The 18,969-nt window shown below is 64.7% G+C and carries 16 protein-coding genes; 10 read left to right on the top strand and 6 right to left on the bottom strand.

Annotated elements, in window-relative coordinates; genetic code table 11:
• Positions 1 to 1,029, top strand: a 1,029-nt coding sequence (locus HY68_RS38885) for a sigma 54-interacting transcriptional regulator (RefSeq protein WP_042002438.1), incomplete at its 5' end; no start/stop codon positions are given.
• 80 nt (positions 1,030 to 1,109) lie between these two features.
• On the top strand, positions 1,110 to 1,529 hold the full coding sequence (locus HY68_RS38880) for an SseB family protein (RefSeq protein WP_042002437.1): 420 nt from the start codon (positions 1,110 to 1,112) through the stop codon (positions 1,527 to 1,529).
• 89 nt (positions 1,530 to 1,618) lie between these two features.
• On the opposite strand, the gene HY68_RS38875 is transcribed toward HY68_RS38880, so the two are convergent.
• Both HY68_RS38875 and ald read right to left on the bottom strand, forming a co-directional pair.
• Positions 1,619 to 2,965: an aspartate aminotransferase family protein gene (locus HY68_RS38875; RefSeq protein ID WP_042002436.1), complete on the bottom strand. Its 1,347-nt coding sequence runs from the start codon at positions 2,963 to 2,965 to the stop codon at positions 1,619 to 1,621.
• Positions 2,965 to 4,095: an alanine dehydrogenase gene (gene ald, locus HY68_RS38870; protein WP_042002435.1), complete on the bottom strand. Its 1,131-nt coding sequence runs from the start codon at positions 4,093 to 4,095 to the stop codon at positions 2,965 to 2,967. The genes HY68_RS38875 and ald overlap by 1 nt, the downstream gene beginning before the upstream one ends.
• Positions 4,096 to 4,247: 152 nt before the next feature.
• On the opposite strand from ald, the gene HY68_RS38865 reads away from it, so the two are divergent.
• Entirely contained in the window at positions 4,248 to 4,709 is a 462-nt protein-coding gene (locus tag HY68_RS38865) for an Lrp/AsnC family transcriptional regulator (protein ID WP_277816801.1), read from the top strand.
• Positions 4,710 to 4,882: 173 nt separating this feature from the next.
• Entirely contained in the window at positions 4,883 to 7,936 is a 3,054-nt protein-coding gene (locus tag HY68_RS38860) for an EAL domain-containing protein (RefSeq protein ID WP_042002434.1), read from the top strand.
• 86 nt (positions 7,937 to 8,022) lie between these two features.
• On the opposite strand, the gene HY68_RS38855 is transcribed toward HY68_RS38860, so the two are convergent.
• On the bottom strand, positions 8,023 to 8,922 hold the full coding sequence (locus HY68_RS38855) for a LysR family transcriptional regulator (protein WP_042002433.1): 900 nt from the start codon (positions 8,920 to 8,922) through the stop codon (positions 8,023 to 8,025).
• Between the two features lie 27 nt (positions 8,923 to 8,949).
• Between HY68_RS38855 and HY68_RS38850 the strand changes: the two genes are divergently transcribed.
• The 3 genes from HY68_RS38850 to HY68_RS38840 are packed head-to-tail and all read left to right on the top strand — an operon-like array spanning position 8,950 to position 13,971.
• Entirely contained in the window at positions 8,950 to 9,612 is a 663-nt protein-coding gene (locus HY68_RS38850) for a hypothetical protein (protein WP_157874605.1), read from the top strand.
• Positions 9,605 to 10,846, top strand: coding sequence for an efflux RND transporter periplasmic adaptor subunit (locus HY68_RS38845; RefSeq protein WP_198533591.1), 1,242 nt, complete (start codon positions 9,605 to 9,607; stop codon positions 10,844 to 10,846). Before HY68_RS38850 ends, HY68_RS38845 begins: the two co-directional genes overlap by 8 nt.
• Complete coding sequence (locus tag HY68_RS38840) at positions 10,843 to 13,971, top strand: multidrug efflux RND transporter permease subunit (protein WP_042002431.1); 3,129 nt, start codon at positions 10,843 to 10,845, stop codon at positions 13,969 to 13,971. The genes HY68_RS38845 and HY68_RS38840 overlap by 4 nt, the downstream gene beginning before the upstream one ends.
• Positions 13,972 to 14,012: 41 nt before the next feature.
• Here the strand turns inward: HY68_RS38840 and dmeF are convergent, their stop codons facing one another.
• Both dmeF and HY68_RS38830 read right to left on the bottom strand, forming a co-directional pair.
• Complete coding sequence (dmeF, locus tag HY68_RS38835) at positions 14,013 to 15,308, bottom strand: CDF family Co(II)/Ni(II) efflux transporter DmeF (RefSeq protein ID WP_042002430.1); 1,296 nt, start codon at positions 15,306 to 15,308, stop codon at positions 14,013 to 14,015.
• A 33-nt stretch (positions 15,309 to 15,341) separates the two neighbouring features.
• Positions 15,342 to 15,617, bottom strand: a complete 276-nt coding sequence (locus HY68_RS38830) for a metal/formaldehyde-sensitive transcriptional repressor (RefSeq protein ID WP_042002429.1) — start codon at positions 15,615 to 15,617, stop codon at positions 15,342 to 15,344.
• 275 nt (positions 15,618 to 15,892) lie between these two features.
• On the opposite strand from HY68_RS38830, the gene HY68_RS38825 reads away from it, so the two are divergent.
• Positions 15,893 to 16,126, top strand: coding sequence for a dodecin family protein (locus HY68_RS38825; protein WP_042002428.1), 234 nt, complete (start codon positions 15,893 to 15,895; stop codon positions 16,124 to 16,126).
• Positions 16,127 to 16,548: 422 nt separating this feature from the next.
• Positions 16,549 to 17,325 carry an alpha/beta hydrolase gene (locus tag HY68_RS38820; RefSeq protein WP_042002427.1) on the top strand — a complete coding sequence of 259 codons (777 nt, stop codon included), beginning with the start codon at positions 16,549 to 16,551 and terminating at the stop codon, positions 17,323 to 17,325.
• Positions 17,326 to 17,388: 63 nt separating this feature from the next.
• Here HY68_RS38820 and HY68_RS38815 read toward each other — a convergent pair whose 3' ends face one another.
• On the bottom strand, positions 17,389 to 18,378 hold the full coding sequence (locus HY68_RS38815; protein WP_157874604.1) for a hypothetical protein: 990 nt from the start codon (positions 18,376 to 18,378) through the stop codon (positions 17,389 to 17,391).
• Positions 18,379 to 18,675: 297 nt separating this feature from the next.
• On the opposite strand from HY68_RS38815, the gene HY68_RS38810 reads away from it, so the two are divergent.
• Complete coding sequence (locus tag HY68_RS38810; RefSeq protein ID WP_042002425.1) at positions 18,676 to 18,912, top strand: hypothetical protein; 237 nt, start codon at positions 18,676 to 18,678, stop codon at positions 18,910 to 18,912.
• Positions 18,913 to 18,969 lie beyond the last annotated feature (57 nt).

Below are 18,969 nucleotides of genomic sequence, written 5' to 3'. Positions count from 1 at the left end.
CAGCGCCTCGAAGACGAGGTCGGCAGCCAGTTCGTGTCGACCATCGAGAACACACGGCAATTCCCGATGGCCCAGCGGGTGTCGGCGCCGCGCCCGTCACCTCCAAAGGAACTCGCAACCCAGTTCGTGTCCGCCGACCCCACCATCGCGGCGATCGTGCGCCGGGTCGAGAGCGCCGCGGCGCGCAAGATGCCGGTTCTCATTCGCGGTGAAACCGGCACGGGCAAGGAACAGCTTGCGCGCCATGCCCATGCCGCGAGCCGCCGGTCCGGGGCTTTTGTCGCGGTCAATTGCGCAGCACTGCCCGAGAGCCTGATCGAGGCGGAGCTGTTCGGGTATTCCGACGGCGCCTTCACTGGCGCCAAGAAGGGCGGCTCCACGGGGATGTTCAAGGAAGCGGACGGCGGCACGCTTTTCCTCGACGAGATCGGCGACATGCCGGTCACCCTGCAGGCGGTTCTGCTGCGGTTTCTCGACGACTGGACCGTCCGCCCGGTCGGCGGCTCCAAGAGTCAGGTCGATGTTTTGCTGGTCTCGGCGACCAATGCCAATCTCGACGACTCCATCGCGAAGGGGCGCTTCCGCTCCGACCTGCTGTTCCGCCTGAACACACTCGAAGTCACCCTGCCGCCGCTGCGCGAACGCTCCGACTTCGCCGACATCGCACGCCATCTGATGGAGAAAGTCGATCCGACTGCGGATCTGACGCAAAGCGCCATAGACCGGCTGGCTGACCTGGACTGGGGCGGCAATATCCGCGAGTTGCGCAACGTGCTCTCGCGGCTCTCCCTGGGCGACCGCGGGGGCTTGATCGATGAGACCGCGGTTCAATCCCTGATCGGACATCACGGCGAACGGCTATCGGCCAGAACTTCGACCAGCGGACTGAAGAACGATCTGCATGAAATCCAGCGTGCACAGGTGCTCACGACCTACGCCGAAACCGGCAACAACATCAGCAAGACCGCGCGGCGGCTCGGTGTGTCGCGCAATACGATTTATCGCACGCTTCGCGACATCCTGGACTGAGGCCGCGCGAGCCATGCGGGTCCGCACCGATCGTGATGCGCTCGCAGCCAATGAACTTGACACTTACAAGGAGCCTGGCCGTGTTTGAACCAGAGAACAGCCTTGAGGCCCTGATGCAGGCGGCCGCCAAAGACCCCGGCGTGGTGCCGGCATTCTATAAAGTCCTGCTCGACGCCGAGATTTATGTTTTGACGCCCGAAATGTCGGTGAAGCCCGGCCAGCGCCGCCCGCTGAAATCCCGAGAGACGATCAACATCGCCTCGGTCGAATTCCAGGGCCTGACGTGGCACCCGGCCTTTACATCCAGGAAGCGTATCTCCGATTACGTCAGGGAGCCCGAGAGCTGCCTCGGAGCTGCCGCGCGCAATCTGTTCGAGTTGCTGCCCAATTCGAATTTCTGGCTCAATCCGTTGTCCGAATGCCAGAAACCATTGCCGGCCTCCGAAGTCTCACTGCTGATGACCGGCAAGATCTTCGAGACACTCAAGACAGCGAAATAACCTAGTTCGCTGCCTTGCGCTCCGCGCGGTCCACTCGTTGCGCAACCCGGGTGCGCGGGGCCGCACCCGGGTCACGCTTCGACCACGCTTCAGCCGGCCGTGAGCAGCACCTTGCGCAGCGTGTCGACCAGTTCATCGATTTGCGACTTCGAGATGATCAGCGGCGGCGACAGCGCGATGATGTCGCCAGTGGTGCGAATCAGGAGACCGGCCTTGAACGCGTCTGTGAAGGCCTTGAACGCACGCTTGGTCGGCTCGCCCTTGATCGGATCGAGTTCGATGGCGCCGATCAGTCCCTCGTTGCGGACGTCGATGACATGCGGGCAATCCTTGAGCCCGTTGTGCAGCGCGTCCCGCCAGTACGGCGCCAGCGACGCGCAGCGCGCGAACAGGTCTTCCTCCTGGTAGGTATCCAGCGTCGCCAGCGACGCGGCGCAGGCAACCGGATGGGCTGAATAGGTATAACCGTGGAAGAACTCGATTGCCTCCGGCGGCCCCTGCATGAAGGCCTCGTAGATCGCATCCTTGACGAACACCGCGCCCATCGGGATCGAGCCGTTGGTCAGGCCCTTGGCGGTGGTGATGATATCGGGCGTGACGCCGAAATGGTCGGCAGCGAAATTCGAGCCGAGCCGGCCGAATCCAGTGATGACCTCGTCGAAGATCAGCAAGATGCCGTGCTTGTCGCAGATCTGCCGCAGCCGCTGCAGATAGCCCTTCGGCGGAATCAGCACACCGGTCGAACCCGCGATCGGCTCGACGATGACGGCCGCGATGGTCGCCGCGTCATGCAGCGCAATGACGCGCTCGAGGTCGTCGGCGAACTCGACGCCGTGCTCCGGCTGACCCTTGCTGAAGGCGTTGCGCGCCAGGTCATGGGTGTGGCGAATGTGATCCACCCCGGGCAGCATGGTGCCGAAAGCCCTGCGGTTGGACGCGATGCCGCCGACCGACATGCCGCCGAAGCCGACGCCGTGGTAGCCGCGCTCGCGGCCGATCAGGCGCACGCGCTCGCCCTTGCCCACCGCACGCTGATACGCCAGCGCGATCTTGAGCGCGGTATCCACCGACTCGGATCCCGAATTGGTGAAGAACACCCGGTTGATGCCCTCGGGCGCCATCGCCGCGAGGCGGTTGGCGAGTTCGAAGGCGATCGGGTGGCCCATGTTGAAGGTCGGCGCGAAATCCAGCGTCGCGATCTGCTGCTGCACCGCCTCGACGATGCGCGGCCGGGCATGACCGGCGTTGACGCACCAGAGTCCGGCGGTGCCGTCCAGCACCTGGCGGCCGTCGGGCGTGGTGTAGTGCATATCCCTCGCCGAAACGAACAGGCGCGGGTCCTGCTTGAACTGGCGGTTGGCGGTGAACGGCATCCAGAACGACGAGAGGTCGTTGGGGACGATCTGGGTCTTGCCGGGGGGCGTCTGGATATTCATCAATGCGTCCTCGCGTGGGTAACGGTGGCCCGCTTCATGTTTTCGACCTGATAACCGACGGCCTGCGCCACCGCCGGATGCACGATCTTGCCGTTGATGATGTTGAGGCCGGCGCGCAGGCCGGGGTCGTCATCAACAGCCGCGGCGCCCTTTGCCGCAATCGCCAGCCCGTAGGGCAGCGTGGCATTGTTGAGCGCGTGGCTCGAGGTCAGCGGCACGGCGCCCGGCATGTTGGCGACGCAATAATGAATCACGCCGTCGACCGCAAAGGTGGGGTCATCATGGGTGGTGGGGTGAGACATCTCGAAGCAGCCGCCCTGGTCGATGGCGACGTCGACCACGACGGCGCCACGGCGCATGTGCGGCAACATGGCCCGCGTCAGCAGTTTCGGCGCCGCCGCCCCCGGAATCAGCACCGCGCCGATCACGACATCGGCCTGCAGCACTTCCTCCTCGATGGCGCCCATGGTCGAGAACCGCGTCCGTACCCGGCCCGAGAACAGATCGTCGAGCTCGCGCAACCGCGGCAGCGAACGATCGATCACGGTGACTTCGGCACCGAGCCCGATCGCCATCCGCGCGGCATGGGTGCCGACCACCCCGCCGCCGATGACGACCACGCGTGCCGCCTGCACGCCGGGGACGCCGCCGAGCAGGAGACCACGGCCACCCAGGTTGCGCTTGAGCGCCGCACCTGCCGCCTCGATCGATAGCCGGCCGGCCACTTCGCTCATCGGTGCCAGCAGCGGCAAGCCGCCACGCGCGTCGGTGACGGTCTCGTAGGCGATCGCCGTGCAGCCGGACTGCATCAGGCCGGCAGCCTGCTCCGGATCGGCGGCGAGATGCAAATAAGTAAAGAGGATCTGGCGCTCGCGCAGCTTGCGCCACTCGGCGGGCTGCGGCTCCTTCACCTTCACGATCATCTCCGCGGAGGCGAAAATCTCGTCGGCGGCCTCAGCGATCTTGCCGCCTGCCGCCTGATAGACCGCATCGTCGGCGCCAATCCCCGCGCCGGCGCCGGTTTCCACCAGCACGGAGTGTCCGGCAGCCACATATTCCCGCACGGCCAGCGGCGTCAGCCCGACCCGGTACTCATGGGTCTTGATTTCCTTCGGAACCCCAATCCGCATCGCGCACCCTTTTCGTCTTTCAGCCGGCTGGCGTGGAGCTTAAAGCCGGGCGCTCGAAATATTGTGCGAGAGTTGAGCTTGCCGCCGATCCGTGACACAATAATTAAGCGTCATCAGGCTTTACTGTCGAATATTATTCGGAGATCGCAAAATTGACCGCATTCGATTCGATCGACAGCACCATCATGCGGGTGCTGCAGCAGAACGGCCGGCTGTCGAACATCGAACTGGCGCAGCAGGTCAACCTGTCGCCGTCGGCCTGCCTGCGGCGGGTGCAGATGCTGGAGAACCGCGGCGCCATCGCCAAATACGTCGCCCTGCTCGATCCGCATGCGCTGGACCTGACCGGCATCGCCAGCGTGTTCGTGACGCTGGACCGGATGTCACGCAAGGACATGGAGGTGTTCGAGAAAGCGGTGCTGAAGCCGCCGGAGATCCAGGAGTGCTTCCTGATCGCCGGATCGAACGACTATCTGGTGCGTGTGGTCTACCGCGACTCCACCGATCTCGAGCGCATCCACACCGACATCCTGATGAAGCTTCCCGGCGTGGTCCGCACCCAGTCGACCCTGGTGCTGCGGACGGTGAAGAAGACCACGGCGCTGAAGATCTAGCCGGGGATACCGTCATGCCGCCCCCATCGGCATCCGGAGGCCGGCAATTCCAGACAATTGTCTGCAATTGCCGGCCAGTTCGTAAGGGATAACCGCAAACGACGGTAAAATATACCGAAGACCTCAATCCCTGCCTGCGTAAATCCGGATCACCAACCGGATCCATCAGGCCCATGCAGATGCCACTCACGCCCTTCCAGACACAAGAGAATCCGGCGCCTCCCGGGCGCTGGTTCGGTCTGGAAATCAAGGCCTGGCAGATCAAGCGCTGGGTGATCATCGCCAGCATCATCGTCTCGGCCCTGTTTCTCCTGGCGACCACAGCCGTGGTGTTCACACTGCGCGCCAAGGTGATCGAGGAGAACAAGCTGCAGCAGCGACGGCTGGCGCTGGTGCTGGCCGAGCAGATCGACCGCAGCTTTCAGTCGATCGAATTGGTGCAGGAGGCGATTTCAACCGACATCCAGCGGATGTCGATCGCGAGCGATGTGGATTTCAAGGCCAGGCTTGGCGCCAGGTCGTTTCACGACAGCCTGAAGGCGCGCACCATCGGGCTGCCGCACATTTCGGGACTGACCATCCGCAATGCGCAGGGCGAGTTGATCAATTCGTCATTCGGCTGGCCGATCCCGAACGATGTGCTGAGCCCGAATCCAGCCGCCTTCTTCCGCACGCATCCCGATGCGACATCCACCCTCGGCGAACCGCTGCTCAATCCGGAGACCCGCAAGCTCAGTTTCTTCATTTCGCGGCGACTGTCGTTCGCCGACGGGCGGCTCGCCGGATATGTCAACGGCACCATGGATCTCGATTATTTCGAGGACTATTTCGCCAGCATCACGCCCGCGGAACACAGTTCGATCGCGCTGTTCCGCGACGACGGTCTGCTGCTGGTGCGTTTTCCCGGCGAGCCCGCCTTGATCGGCAAGCAGATCCCGATTGTCCGACGGAACTTCACCACCGACAGCGGCGAATTCCGCGAGCAAAGCCCGATCGACGGCCGCGACAAGCTGATCGCGATCCGCCGGCTGGCGCACTACCAGGTTCGCGTAGTGGTTACGTCGACCGTCGCTGAAGCGCTGGCGCTGTGGCGTCGCACCACTCTGTACATCGTTCTTGCCGCTGCAACCGTGCTGATGTTCGTGGCCCTGGTCGCCGCACTGGGAGTCCGGCGCTTCAGCAAGATAATCAATTCCAGCAACGCCCAGTTCACCACCGCCATCAACAACATGTCGAAAGGGTTGATCATCCTGGACCGCGACGCCCGCGCCATCGTCTGCAACGACGGCTATATGCGGATGTATGGCCTGCCGGCCGGGCTGGTTCATCCCGGCTGCGATCTCCGCGACATTCTGGCGTTCCGCGTCGCCACCGGCACCTTCAAGGGCGATCCAGACGCTTATGTGCGGCTGGTGCGCGAGCAGATGTCGCGCCCGGAGCGCGACGAATACACCATGCAGACGGGAGACGGCCGGCTGATCCATGTCGTCAACGAGCCGATCCCGGGCGGCGGATACCTCTCCACCCATGATGACATCACCGCGAGCCAGCAGCGCGAGGAATCGTTCAAGCTGCTGTTCGAGAACAATCCGATCGCGATGTGGGTGTACGATCAGGATACGTTGCGCTTCCTTGCGGTCAACGACGCCGCGGTGTCGCAATACGGCTTCGACCGCACCCAGTTCGTCGGCCGGCTGATCACCGACATCCGGCCACCGGAGGATCGCAACCCGTTCCTGCTTTTCGTCGAAACCATTCCGGTCACCGACTACGGCGAGAACACCTGGCGCCATCAGCGCGCCGACGGCCGCATCTTCGAAGTCCGCGTCTACTCCCATGCGCTGAGCTACGAGGGAAAGAACGCCCGCATCGTCGCGGCGATCGACGTCACGGCGCAACGCGAGGCCGAAAAGCGCATCGCCTATATCGCCCATCACGACAAGCTCACCGACCTGCCCAACCGCAGTTCGTTCGACGAACATTTCGCCGCCGTCATCACCGCGGCGGCGAGGCTGCACAGCCGCATCGCAGTGATGTGCCTGGATCTCGACGGCTTCAAGCAGATCAACGACCTCAAGGGCCATTCCGCCGGCGACCGGGTGCTGCGCGCCATCGCCGAACGGCTGGCGGCCGTGGCCGAGGATGCTTTCGTGGCCCGGGTCGGCGGCGACGAATTCACCCTGATCTGCGCCGACAACGCCGACTACACGCGCTCGAACGATCTCGCCAAACGGCTGATCGCGGCGGTGCATGATGATTTTCCGATCGATGGCCAACGCTTCCGCGTCGGCCTGAGCATCGGCATCGCGGTCTATCCGGATCACGGCACAGACACGGAGACGCTGCTCGGCAATGCCGACCTCGCGCTCTACCGCGCCAAGGCGAGCCGGCGCGGCACGGCGCAGTATTTCAATTCCGAGATGGATGCGCGGGTTCGCGAACGCCGCGCCATGGCCGAAGACCTGCGCGGCGCGCTTGCGGCCGGCGAAATCACCCTGCACTACCAGCCGCAGGTGGCGATGCAACCCGAATTGCACCGTCAGGTCGTCGGTTACGAGGCGCTGGCGCGCTGGACCTCGGCCAAATACGGCAGCGTGTCACCCGACGTCTTCATGCCGATCGCGGAGGAAAGCAATCTGATTGTCGAGATCGGCGAGTGGATCCTGCGCGACGCCTGCCGGGAGGCGCAGTCTTGGCAGGCGCCGAAGACGGTGGCGGTCAACATCTCGCCACGCCAGTTCCAACTGGTCGACCTACCGAACCTGATTCAGATGGTGCTGCTCGACACCGGCCTGCCGGCCTCGCGGCTGGAACTGGAGATTACCGAGGGCGTGCTGATCGAGGATTTCTCCCGCGCGGTGTCGGTGCTGCGGCGGCTGAAGAACATCGGCGTCGAGATCGCGCTGGACGATTTCGGCACCGGCTATTCCTCGCTGTCCTACCTGCACGCGTTCACGTTCGACCGCATCAAGATAGACCGCAAGTTCGTGATGGATCTCGACACCAGCCGCCATTCGCAGGCGATCGTGCGCGCCGTGATCGGGCTCGGCCAAAGCCTGAACGTGCCGGTGCTGGCCGAAGGCGTCGAGACCGAAGCCCAGTTCGCGTTGCTCGCCCGCGAGGGCTGCCAGGCGGCGCAAGGCTATCTCACGGGACGACCGCTGCCGCCGGCGGAGTTGTTCAAGGCACCCGACGGCGCGAAGAAACGCGAGCGCAAGGAAGCGTGAGCGGCTCGCGCCGGCCATCACAGCGATTGGCTACAGGCTCGGCGTGCAGCCAGATCACACCGCGCCGTGGCCGAGCGCCATCCCAGCTAGATCGCAGAGGCGGTGGCGCGGATGGTCTCGCGCAGCCAGCGGTGCGCGGGCTGATCGTCGAAACGGCGATGCCACAGCATCACGCTACGCAATTTCGGCGCCGCGAAAGGCAAATCCCGCATTTCGATCGGATAGGCCCTGCGGAATTCCTGGGCGATCTGGCGGCCGAGCACCGCCATCAGGTTGGATTGCACCAGCACCGCGCCGGCTGACAGATAAGGCGTCTCCAGCGCGACGTCGGATGTCTGCCCGCGCGCTGCCAGCGCCGCTTCGACGAAGCCGATGTCCTCGCCGCTTGAGGAGATCACCAACTGCGGCAGGCCGGCGAAGGCCGCGAATGTCAGCTTGCGCCGCAGTGCCGGATGACCACGCCGAAGCACCGCGACATAGGGATCCTCGATCAGCGGCTGCGAGGCGAAGCGTTCGGCGGGTGCATCGCGCGCGGAGATGACGAGATCGAGCTCACCCCGCTCCAGCAGATCGGTCAGGTCGAGCGTCCCGCTCGGCCGCAGCGACAGCCGGATATGCGGCGCCTGGGCGCGGCAGCCGGCAACGATCGGTCCGGCCAGCACCACGGCCGCATAGTTGTTGACGGCAATCACGAAGCGGCGCTCGGCAGTGGCCGGCGTGAAGGTTTCGGTCTCCAGCGCAAGTTGCAGATCGTTCAGCGCCTTGCGCACCGGCAGTGCCAACTGCTCGGCACGGGGCGTCGGCATCATCCCCGCAGGCGTGCGGACGAACAGCTGATCCTTGATGAGATAACGCAACCGGTTGAGCGCGTGGCTTACCGCCGGCTGGCTCAGCGCAAGCGTCTGTGCCGCCCGCATCACGCTGCGCTCGCGCAGGATCGCGTCGAACACCAGCAGCAGGTTGAGGTCGAACGTCCGCAGGTTCATGGCCGAGCCTCCCCTATTATTCATTTCATGAATTTGAATGTGAAATCAATGCATTTGATTGATTTTACCGCGCCACCGATATTGCCGGCCATGAGCAGACCCTTCAGCAGCCAACAGCCCGGCACCGCGCAGGCCCTCGTCGCGGTGTTGACCGATAGCAAGACCTCCGCGGCGAGCGCATCGACCGCATTGGCGCAGTGGAAACTTGTCAACCCGCGGGCAAACTGGAGCGTGCTCGACATGCGGCAGGCGCCACCGGAACCCGGTGAGTGGCTGCAACGAATGCTCTCGGAGCTGCTCTCCCGCAAACACATGCAGTCCGGGCAGTTGGTGCTGCTGGGCCGGCGCGACGCCGGCCGGCAGGCGCTCGACGTCGTGCTGAACGGGGGGCTGGCCTGCGCCGGATTCGTCGGCATCGACATTCCCTGTGCGCCGCCGCGCTTTGCGACTGTCCCAACAACGGCCAGCATCCGCCTCGTGCTGCACGAGAGTAATGCAGAGCAGAGCGATGGCGACAGCCTGCTCGGCATGCTGCGTCACGCTGACATCGACAGCCGGATCATGCGGCTTCCATCCGCTGGTGCGGACTATGAAGACACCACCGTTCGCGCCGCCGGCACCTTTTTGTTCGAGCTCGTCGCCAAGGCCTGCCGCCACCCACTCGCACAACTGGGAACACACCATGTCTAAAGTCGTCTTTTTCGGCGCCGCCTGCCTGGTCGGCAGTCTCGTGATCAGCATGGCAACGGGATACACCCAGGACGCGGCCAGGCCTGCAGCCGTCAGCCTCGCCGGACCCTCCCGGAGCGCTCCTGTGACAGCGAAATCCGCGGCGCCGCCGATACCGCGGGCCTCGACAAGGTCGGCCGTTCCGGTGACGGCGGCGAAGGTGCAACAGCACGATGTGCCGATCATCCTGGAAGGCCTCGGCACCGCGCAGGCACTCAACACCGCCACCATGCATACGCAGGTGCAGGGCACGCTCAACAGCGTTGATTTCATCGAAGGCCAAAGCGTCAAGCGCGGGCAACGGCTCGCCCAGATCGATCCGCGCGTCTATGAAGCGCAGGTCGACCAGGCCGAGGCGGCGCTGGGCCGCGACAAGGCCCTGCTCACCAATGCTCAGGCGGATCTCGATCGCTACCTGCCCCTTCTCAGTCGCGGCTTTGCAACGCCACAGCAGGTCGACACCCAGAAGGCCCAGGTCGCGCAACTGCAGAACACCGTCAAATCGGACGAGGCCGCGCTCGAGGGCGCGCAGATCCAGCTCGGCTTCACCGCGATCACCGCGCCATTCGACGGCATCACCGGCATCCGCCGGATCGATCCCGGCAATATTGTTCACCCCACCGATGTGAACGGCCTTGTCGTGGTCACGCAGATCCAGCCGATTGCGGTGATCTTCACGTTGCCCTCGGCGGATATTCCAAGGGTGCAGCAGGCGCTGGCGACCGGTGCCGCCAGCGTCGAGGCATACGACGCCACCGACAAGACCAAGCTGGACCAGGGCCAGTTGCTGCTGGTCGACAACCAGGTCGATGCCGCGACCGGCACGGTGCAGCTCAAGGCCACGTTTCCCAACGCCCAGCGCAAGCTGTGGCCCGGCGCCTTCGTCAACATCCATCTCGCCATTGCGGTGCGGCACGATGCGCTGACGGTGCCGCTGGCTGCCGTGCAGCAGGGCCCGGACGGCGCCTACGTCTATGTGGTCAAGCCGGACGACACCGCGACAGTGCAACCGGTGACCGTCGGCCAAACCCGCGACGGCGCGGCGATGATCGACAGCGGCCTGGCTGCGAACCAGAGCGTGGTGGTGACCGGACAGTATCGTCTCACCGAAGGCGCCAAGGTCGAGATCGTGACCGGCGATCAACAAAGCCGGGTCCAGAACGCCTCGACGGCCAGTGCAGGAATGCTGCCATGAACATCTCCGCAGGTTTCATCCGCAAGCCCATCGCCACCGCGCTGCTGACGGTCGGCATCACCCTGATCGGGTTGCTGGCGTTCCGGCTGCTGCCGATCTCGGCGCTGCCGTCGGTCGACACGCCGACCATCCAGGTCACCGCGCAACTGCCCGGCGCCGATCCGCAGACCATGGGCGCATCGGTGGCGACGCCGCTGGAACGCCAGTTCGGGCAGATCGCCGGGCTGACCCAGATGACATCGAGCAGCGGCCTCGGCAATACCCAGATCACGCTGCAGTTCGCGCTGAACCGCAGCGTCGATGCCGCAGCCCAGGACGTGCAGACCGCGATCAACGCGGCCTCGGGACAACTGCCGAAAATCATGCCGTCGCCGCCGACCTACCGCAAGGTGAACCCGGCGGATGTGCCGGTGCTGCTGCTCGCGCTGACGTCCGACACCGAACCGCTGACCAAAGTTGACGACTATGCCGACAGCATCCTGGCGCAGAAGCTGTCGCAGGTGCCCGGCGTGGCGCTGGTCACGATCGGCGGCGCGCAGAAACCGGCCGTCCGCGTCCAGGTCAATCCGGCCAAGCTCGCCGCTGCGGGCCTCGACCTGGAACAGCTGCGAACCACCCTTGGCGCGGCCACCGTCGATCAGCCGAAGGGCGAACTCTACGGCCAGCAGCAGGCCTATACCCTCGCCGCCAACGACCAGTTGCTCGCCGCCCAGGACTACGACAACCTGATCATCGCCTATCGCAATGGCGCGCCGGTGCGGCTGCGCGACGTCGGCCACGCGATCGCCGGCGCCGAGGACATCACCCTGCACGGCTGGTTCAACGACAAGCCTGCCGTGGTTCTCGCGATCCAGCGCCAGCCGGGCGCGAATGTGATCGCCACGGTGGACCGCATCAAGACGATCCTTCCGCAACTGGTGAAAGCGCTGCCGTCGGACATCAAGGTCGAGATCGCCTCCGACCGCACGCAAACCATCCGCGCCAGCGTCAGCGACGTGCAGTTCACCCTGCTGCTGACCATTGCGCTGGTGGTGGGCGTGATCTTCCTGTTCCTGCGCAAGTTCTGGGCGACGGTGATTCCCGCGGTGTCGGTTCCGCTGTCGCTGATCGGCACATTCGGGGTGATGTACCTGTGCGACTACAGCCTCGACAACCTGTCGCTGATGGGCCTGTCCATCGCGGTCGGCTTCGTGGTCGACGATGCCATCGTGATGATCGAAAATATCTCGCGGCACATCGAAGACGGGCTGTCGCCGCTCGACGCCGCGCTGAAGGGCGCCGGCGAAATCGGCTTCACCATCATATCGATCTCGGTGTCGCTGATCGCCGTCTTCATCCCGCTGCTGCTGATGAGCGGTGTCGTCGGCCGCATGTTCCAGGAATTCGCCGTCACGGTGTGCGCCGCCATCGCGGTCTCGGTGCTGGTGTCGCTGACACTGACGCCGATGATGTGCGCCTACCTGCTGACGTCACCCCATGACGAGCAGCCCGGGCGGCTGTCGCGCGCATTGGAGCGCGGATTCGTGGCGCTGCAAGCGGGCTACGAGGCAGTCCTTCGCCTGGCGCTGCGCTTCAAGCTGACGACGCTCGGCATCATGCTGGCGACGGTTGCGGCCACCGTGGTGCTGTTTATCGTCATTCCCAAGGGCTTCTTTCCGCAACAGGACACCGGCATGATCACCGCCATCACGGAGGCCGCCTCCGACGTCTCGCCGGACCAGATGGCGAACCTGCAGCGCGGCGTGATCGACGTCATCGCCAGGGATCCCGCGGTCGCCAACGCCACCGGCTATATCGGACCCGGCGGCCCGACCGTGACGGAAAACAACGGACGGCTGTTCATTTTGCTCAAGCCGCGCAAACAGCGCGACCTCAATGCCGACCAGGTGATCCGCCGGCTCGACGCCAGCCTGCAGAAGCTGCAGGGCATCCAGGTGTTCATGCAGGCCACGCAGGACATCAATCTGGCGAGCCGGCTCTCCAAGACCCAGTATCAGTACACCCTCACCGACGTGAACCAGGACGAGCTCACACAATGGTCATCCCGGCTGTACGCCAAGCTGCGCAGCCTGCCGGAGCTCGCCGATGTCGCCAGCGACCAGGCCAGCGCCGGCCGTCAACTGAAGCTGCAGATCGATCGCGACGCCGCGTCCCGGCTCGGCATCGATCCCGCCGCCATCGACAACACGCTGTATGATGCGTTCGGCCAGCGCCATGTCGCGCAGCTGTTCACCACGCTCAACACCTATTACGTCATCCTGGAAGTCGATCCCTCGTTTCAGCTCGGGCCCTATGCCCTGAACCGGATCTACGTCCGCTCCTCGGCCGGATCGATGGTGCCGCTGGGGCAGATCGCCAAGGTCGAGCAGGCCACCGCGCCGCTCGCGGTGAACCATCAGAGCCAGTTCCCGTCGGTGACGCTGAGCTTCAATCTGGCGCCCGGCGCAGCGGTGGGCACCGCGGTGGCGGCGATCCAGAAGGCGACCGCCGACCTGCACATGCCGGCGACCGTCGCCACCAGCTTCCAGGGCAATGCGCAAGCGTTCCAGTCATCGCTGAGCTCTACGCCGATCCTGATTGTCGCGGCGCTGGTCGCCGTCTATCTGATCCTCGGCATGCTGTATGAGAGCATCATCCATCCGCTCACCATCCTTTCGACGCTGCCGTCCGCAGGCCTCGGCGCACTGGTGACGCTGATGGCGTTCGGCCTCGGCCTCGACGTGATCGGATTGATCGGCATCATCCTGCTGATCGGCATCGTCAAGAAGAACGGCATCATGCTGATCGATTTCGCCCTGGAGGCCGAGCGACATCGCGGGCTCACCGCGGAGCAGTCGATTTTCGAAGCCTGCCGGATCCGCTTCCGTCCGATCCTGATGACCACGATGTGCGCGGTGCTGGGCGGCATCCCGCTGATGATCGGCACGGGCATCGGGTCGGAACTGCGGCAGCCGCTTGGTTTCGCCATGGTCGGTGGCCTGCTGGTATCGCAGTTGCTGACGCTGTTCACGACACCGGTGGTCTATATCTATCTCGACCGCGTCAACCACTGGCTCACGCATCTGCGGCGCCGGCCGCGCACACCGGATGCAGGGATCGCGCTCCCCGCTTCGCCGGCGGAATGACGCCGGCGCCGGGGCGCCTGCTCACATTCCGCGCCGTGCTTTCACACCGCCAGAAGTGAGCCGGAGCTACCACCGGCAGACGCATGCGCCGCCTGCCTGACCTCGATGGTGAGATGCGACAGCGCGCGAAACCGCGCCATCTTGCTGCGGTAATAGGCTTCGCCCCGTTGCGTCGGCGTCACCACGGAGACGATGGCGCCGAGATGGCCCGGCCCCAGGCGCCAGAGGTGGAGATCGGCGAGCTGATCGCCCTCGCTCTCGATAGCGCGCCGCAGGTTGTCGGCCATGCGGCGATCCGGGTTCATGTCGAGCAGGATCGCGCCGGTGTCGCGGATCAGCCCGAACGACCAGCTGGCGATGACGAATGCGCCGATGATTCCCGCCAGCGGATCCATCCAGAGCCAGCCGAAGGCGCGCGCCAGCACCAGGCCGACGATCACCAGCACCGACACGGCAGCGTCGGCGATCACGTGGATCACCGCGGCGCGCATGTTGTTGTCGCGGACCGCCGCGCCATGGGCATGTTCGTGCTCCTCAAACGTCACCGGGTAGCCCTGCCCGTTGATGCTGACATTGGCATCGAAGGCGTGCGGCTCGGGAATGTCATCGACTGATTCCAGATAATCTCCGCGGTCGATCAGGGCGAAGACCTGCCGCGTCCCGTCCGGCCGCACGGTCTCGATCGACGCCGCCGATGCGACGAGTGGGGCGCCTGTTTCCGCGTGAAGCCGAAAACGGGGCGGAACGCCGTCCTCAAACACCTCCAGCACGACGCTGCCGTCGGCGGTTGCGATGCGCTGCGATTCGTCGTGATCGTGCTCGGTATGAGCAGGCCCGTGGCCGTGCCCATGACTATGGCCATGGTCGTGATGATGGCCACCGCTCAATAGCCAGGCACTGGCCAGGTTGATAACGAGGCCGAAGCAGGCGATCGGAATGGCCTCGGCGAAATGAATCGGCACCGGTTCGAACAAGCGACTGACCGACTCGTAGCCGATCAGCAGCGCGATCATCGCCAGGATGATGGCGCTGGTGAATCCGGCCAGATCGCCGAGCTTGCCGGTCCCGAAGGTGAAGCGCGTATCGTTGGCGTAGCGGCGCGCGTAGGTATAGGCCAGCGCCGCAAGCAGCAGCGCGCCCGCATGGGTGCTCATGTGCAGCCCGTCGGCGATCAGGGCGATCGATCCGAACAGCCAGCCGCCGACGATCTCGGCCACCATCATCGCAGTGCAGAGCCAGATCACCGCCCAGGTCTTTCGCTCACTGGTCTGATGTGCCTCGCCGAGGAACACGTGGCTGTGGACGGCCGAGGTGCCGGCACCGTTGGTCTCACTCATGGGAACATCCTTTCGGCAATCCTGGCATTGCGGTTACTTCAAGTAGGTCCGCACCACATCGATCAGTTCGGCGGCGCCTTCGCTGCGCTGCTTCTGGCCGAGCGCGTGATCGGCCACGTGGTGCACGATATGATCCTCGACCACTTCGGCCATCAGTCCGTTGATGGCACCGCGGACCCCGGCGATGAGCTGCAAGACATCCCCGCAGCCCTTCTCCTCCTCCAGAGACCGTTCGATCGCCTCCACCTGCCCCCGGATGCGGCGCACCCGGGCCAGAAGTTTTGCCTTTTCGCGGATCGTATGAGCCATCGCGTATCCCTGGCGTATCCTTGGCGCCTGCGCGATATGATATAGGGGGGTATACTATAGGAGTCCAGCCCAAACACGCCCCGCGCCTGCGGCGACAACGCCGGACCTCGCCCGCTCGCTGCGCCGCAACAGCATCACCTCCGCACTCCGGCTTTGACCACCGCCATAAACCGGCAGATCATCACCGGGTCGACCGCATGCCCCTCGGTTTCGACGGGCCATGCCGCCGACGTCGCAACGACCACAACGACAACAATCAGTCAGAGGAGCGGGAAATGGCCGAGAGCGTCTACAAGGTGATCGAACTGGTCGGCACCAGCACGGAGTCCTGGGAGAAGGCGGCGAAGGCCGCAGTCGACCGTGCCTCGAAGTCCCTGCGCGACCTGCGCGTCGCCGAAGTCGTGGAGCTGGACATGCAGCTCTCCAACGGCAAGGTGGAGGCGTATCGCGCCAAGATAAAAGTCTCGTTCAAGTTCGAAGGCGAAAAGGCGGCGGGCAAGAAGCGCTGAGGCCGGATCACATCCCCTCACACGTCGCCAGCGCGGGCCTTCTGCGTGATCGATCCGGTTCGCGCTGGCTGCCAAACCGAGCGTCCATTCGCTTGCGCCGTGGACGCGACCGGCGCGGGCCAAAACACAGCCCAATGCACGCCGCGCTTCAAGCCGTCGCGCAATCCCGCCCAGACTAAAACTTTTGATAATATGTCCCGCGCACGAAACGTGTGACGTTGGCTGCGTCACCACTGTTGCCTGTCTCATGACCGAAAAGCCGAGGCGCGACACAACACGGCGCTGTCGTCACGCCTGCCCCCGCAAAATCGAATGTGAGGTTTGCGGGCAGGTCCATCGCCCCACGTAACATCGGCCTCACGATCAGCGAAGACACGTTTACAGCCCCCTTTCCTGCAGACATCCTGCGACGGAGTTCATCGATGACGACATTAAAAATACTGGCGATATCAGCAGTTTGCGCGCTCACGGCCACGCTCGGCGGGTTGCCGGCGCAGGCGCAGACGACGGCCCCCGTCAAAGCGCGCAATGTCGTGCTGGTGCACGGCGCATGGGCGGACGGATCGAGCTGGAGCGAGGTGATCGCGCGGCTGCAGGCCGCCGGCCTGCATGTCACCTCGGTGCAGAATCCGCTCACGTCACTCAATGATGCCGTCGCGGAGACGCGCCGCGCCCTGGCGCTGCAGGACGGACCGACGGTGCTGGCGGGGCATTCCTGGAGCGGCACCATCGTCAGCGAAGCCGGGGGCGATCCCAAGATCTCGGCGCTGGTCTATGTCGCCGCCCGCGCGCCCGATGCGGGCGAGGACTTTGTCGCGCTGTCCGGAAAATTCCCCACCATGCCGGCGCGCGCCGGCGTGGAGACCCATGACGGCTTCACCAAACTCTCGGAAGACGCCTTCCTGAAGTATTTCGCCAACGGTGTCCCGCATAAGCAGGCGGAGGTGCTGTATGCCGAACAACAGCCCACCGCCGCCGCGCTGTTCGGCGACCGCACCACAGCGGCCGCCTGGCACACCAAGCCGAGCTTCTACGCGGTGTCGAAGGACGACCAGACCATCGCCCCCGATCTGGAACGCTTTCTCGCCAAGCGCATGAACGCCAGGACCATCGAACTGAACGCGGGCCATCTCTCCCTGGTCTCTCGCTCCAAGGAGATCGCCGACCTGATCCTGGAAGCGGCCGGACAGCGAACCTGATCCCGGCGAGTCCTGGTGCGCAGCGCGACCGTTGCGCACCAACTCCCGTGGATCCGGTTTCAGCTAATTTCCGATCGCCGCCTGCAGCAGCGCCTGGGCCTGTTTTTGCGCCTCCGCGAACGCCGGCTCTTTCTGCGCCAGCGGCGCGAAGCAGCGCTTGAAGGCGTCTTCGCCTTGTTGGATCAGGTTGCCGAGCTTGTCGTAGGCTTTCTGGCTAATGCGCTTCTGCTGCAGGGCTTCGTTGGCATCCTCGGCCTTCTTGTTGTAGTCGGCGCGGATGGTGCTGCAGGCCGCGATCCGCACCGGCGGCGCGATCGCGCCATAGACGACATAGACCTTGTCACCCGCCAGCGCCGAGACGAACACCTCGTCCGCCGCGTCCGGAATCTCCGACTGGGTGCGCGCGGCAAGCATGCCATAGACCAGCGTGGCCGCGGCCGGCTTGGCCATTGGCATATCCGCGAACTTCTCCACGGCGGCATCGGTCGAGATCGCCTGGGTGTAGAAGCTCGCATCGTTGAGCGCCGCGCCGATCTGCTGCGGCACGTTCTTCTGTCCCTTGTCCCACCAATTCTTGTGGGCGCGCAGCCAGCGCGCGAACAGGCTTTGCGTGGTCACGAGAATATGGGTCTTCGGCGCGACATACTGGCCATCCTTGCCGGTCTTGCCCGACGGCTCTCCGTTCGCGCCGATGTCGGCATCGAAACGCAAGCCATCGAGCATGCCGAACCCCTCGTCGCCGCTATAGAGCGAGTCGAGATTGAGCTTGCCCGGACCATATCCCGGGAATGCCAGCGGCCCCAGAATGGTGCGCATCTGCGCTTCCAGATCTGAGCGCGCCGTGTCATCGGCCGCAGTGACCTCGCCCTTGCCACCATCGTAGAGCGGCTTGAGTTTCTTGATCGCCGCCTCGCGCGCGGCAACGTAGCCATCCTCCACCCCTGACGGCGCCGGCGCGGCGCGAACAGTCACGGCAAGAATGCAGCCGAGCACACCCGCCAGCGAAGCGGCCCTGTTCGCCGCTCGAGATCGTCGTCGCAATGTCGGTGTCATGCGTGGCCCCGCAAAACCGCTGTCGTGGTTGTCCGACCTCTGGGGTCAAGCACTCAAGGTTAGACGCCGGGGCTACGCGCAGGTTCGAACGCGGCCGCGATAAACCAGGCCGATGCCCGGGGGCGGCTTCCCGTCGAGGCCGGCGCGGCGACCCAAGACCTCCGGATTATTCACTCTGGATGAACAGTGTTTCCGGCTTTCAGCGGATAATCCGACCACCTCTTCATCGCTATCTCCACCGCCTGAATCAGGCGGCGCACGGTTGCGTCGCAACAGATCAGCAAACAGGAGATCACGATGTCGAAGATGATTGTCACACTTCTCGGTTCGGCGCTGCTCGTGGCGTCGACAATGCAGATGGCGACGGCTGCCGAGCATCACGGCGCGCGAAAGGCCCACCGGGCGCCTGCGACGGTCAACGAGCGGGTCCGCCAATCCAACGACTATGCGCCGGGCGCTGCCGGGATCACCAATCCGGACTATGCGCGTTATGCAACGGGCGGCGGCGTCATATCCGCACCGGCCGGGCGCTGATCCGCGACTCTGACTTGAGTCACCGTCCCAACGCATCAGGGTCCGCTCAGAGCGGCC

The organism is Streptomyces sp. AcH 505, from assembly GCF_000818175.1.
Lineage (GTDB): Bacteria > Actinomycetota > Actinomycetes > Streptomycetales > Streptomycetaceae > Streptomyces.
This window is presented reverse-complemented; position numbering and strand designations above follow the sequence as displayed.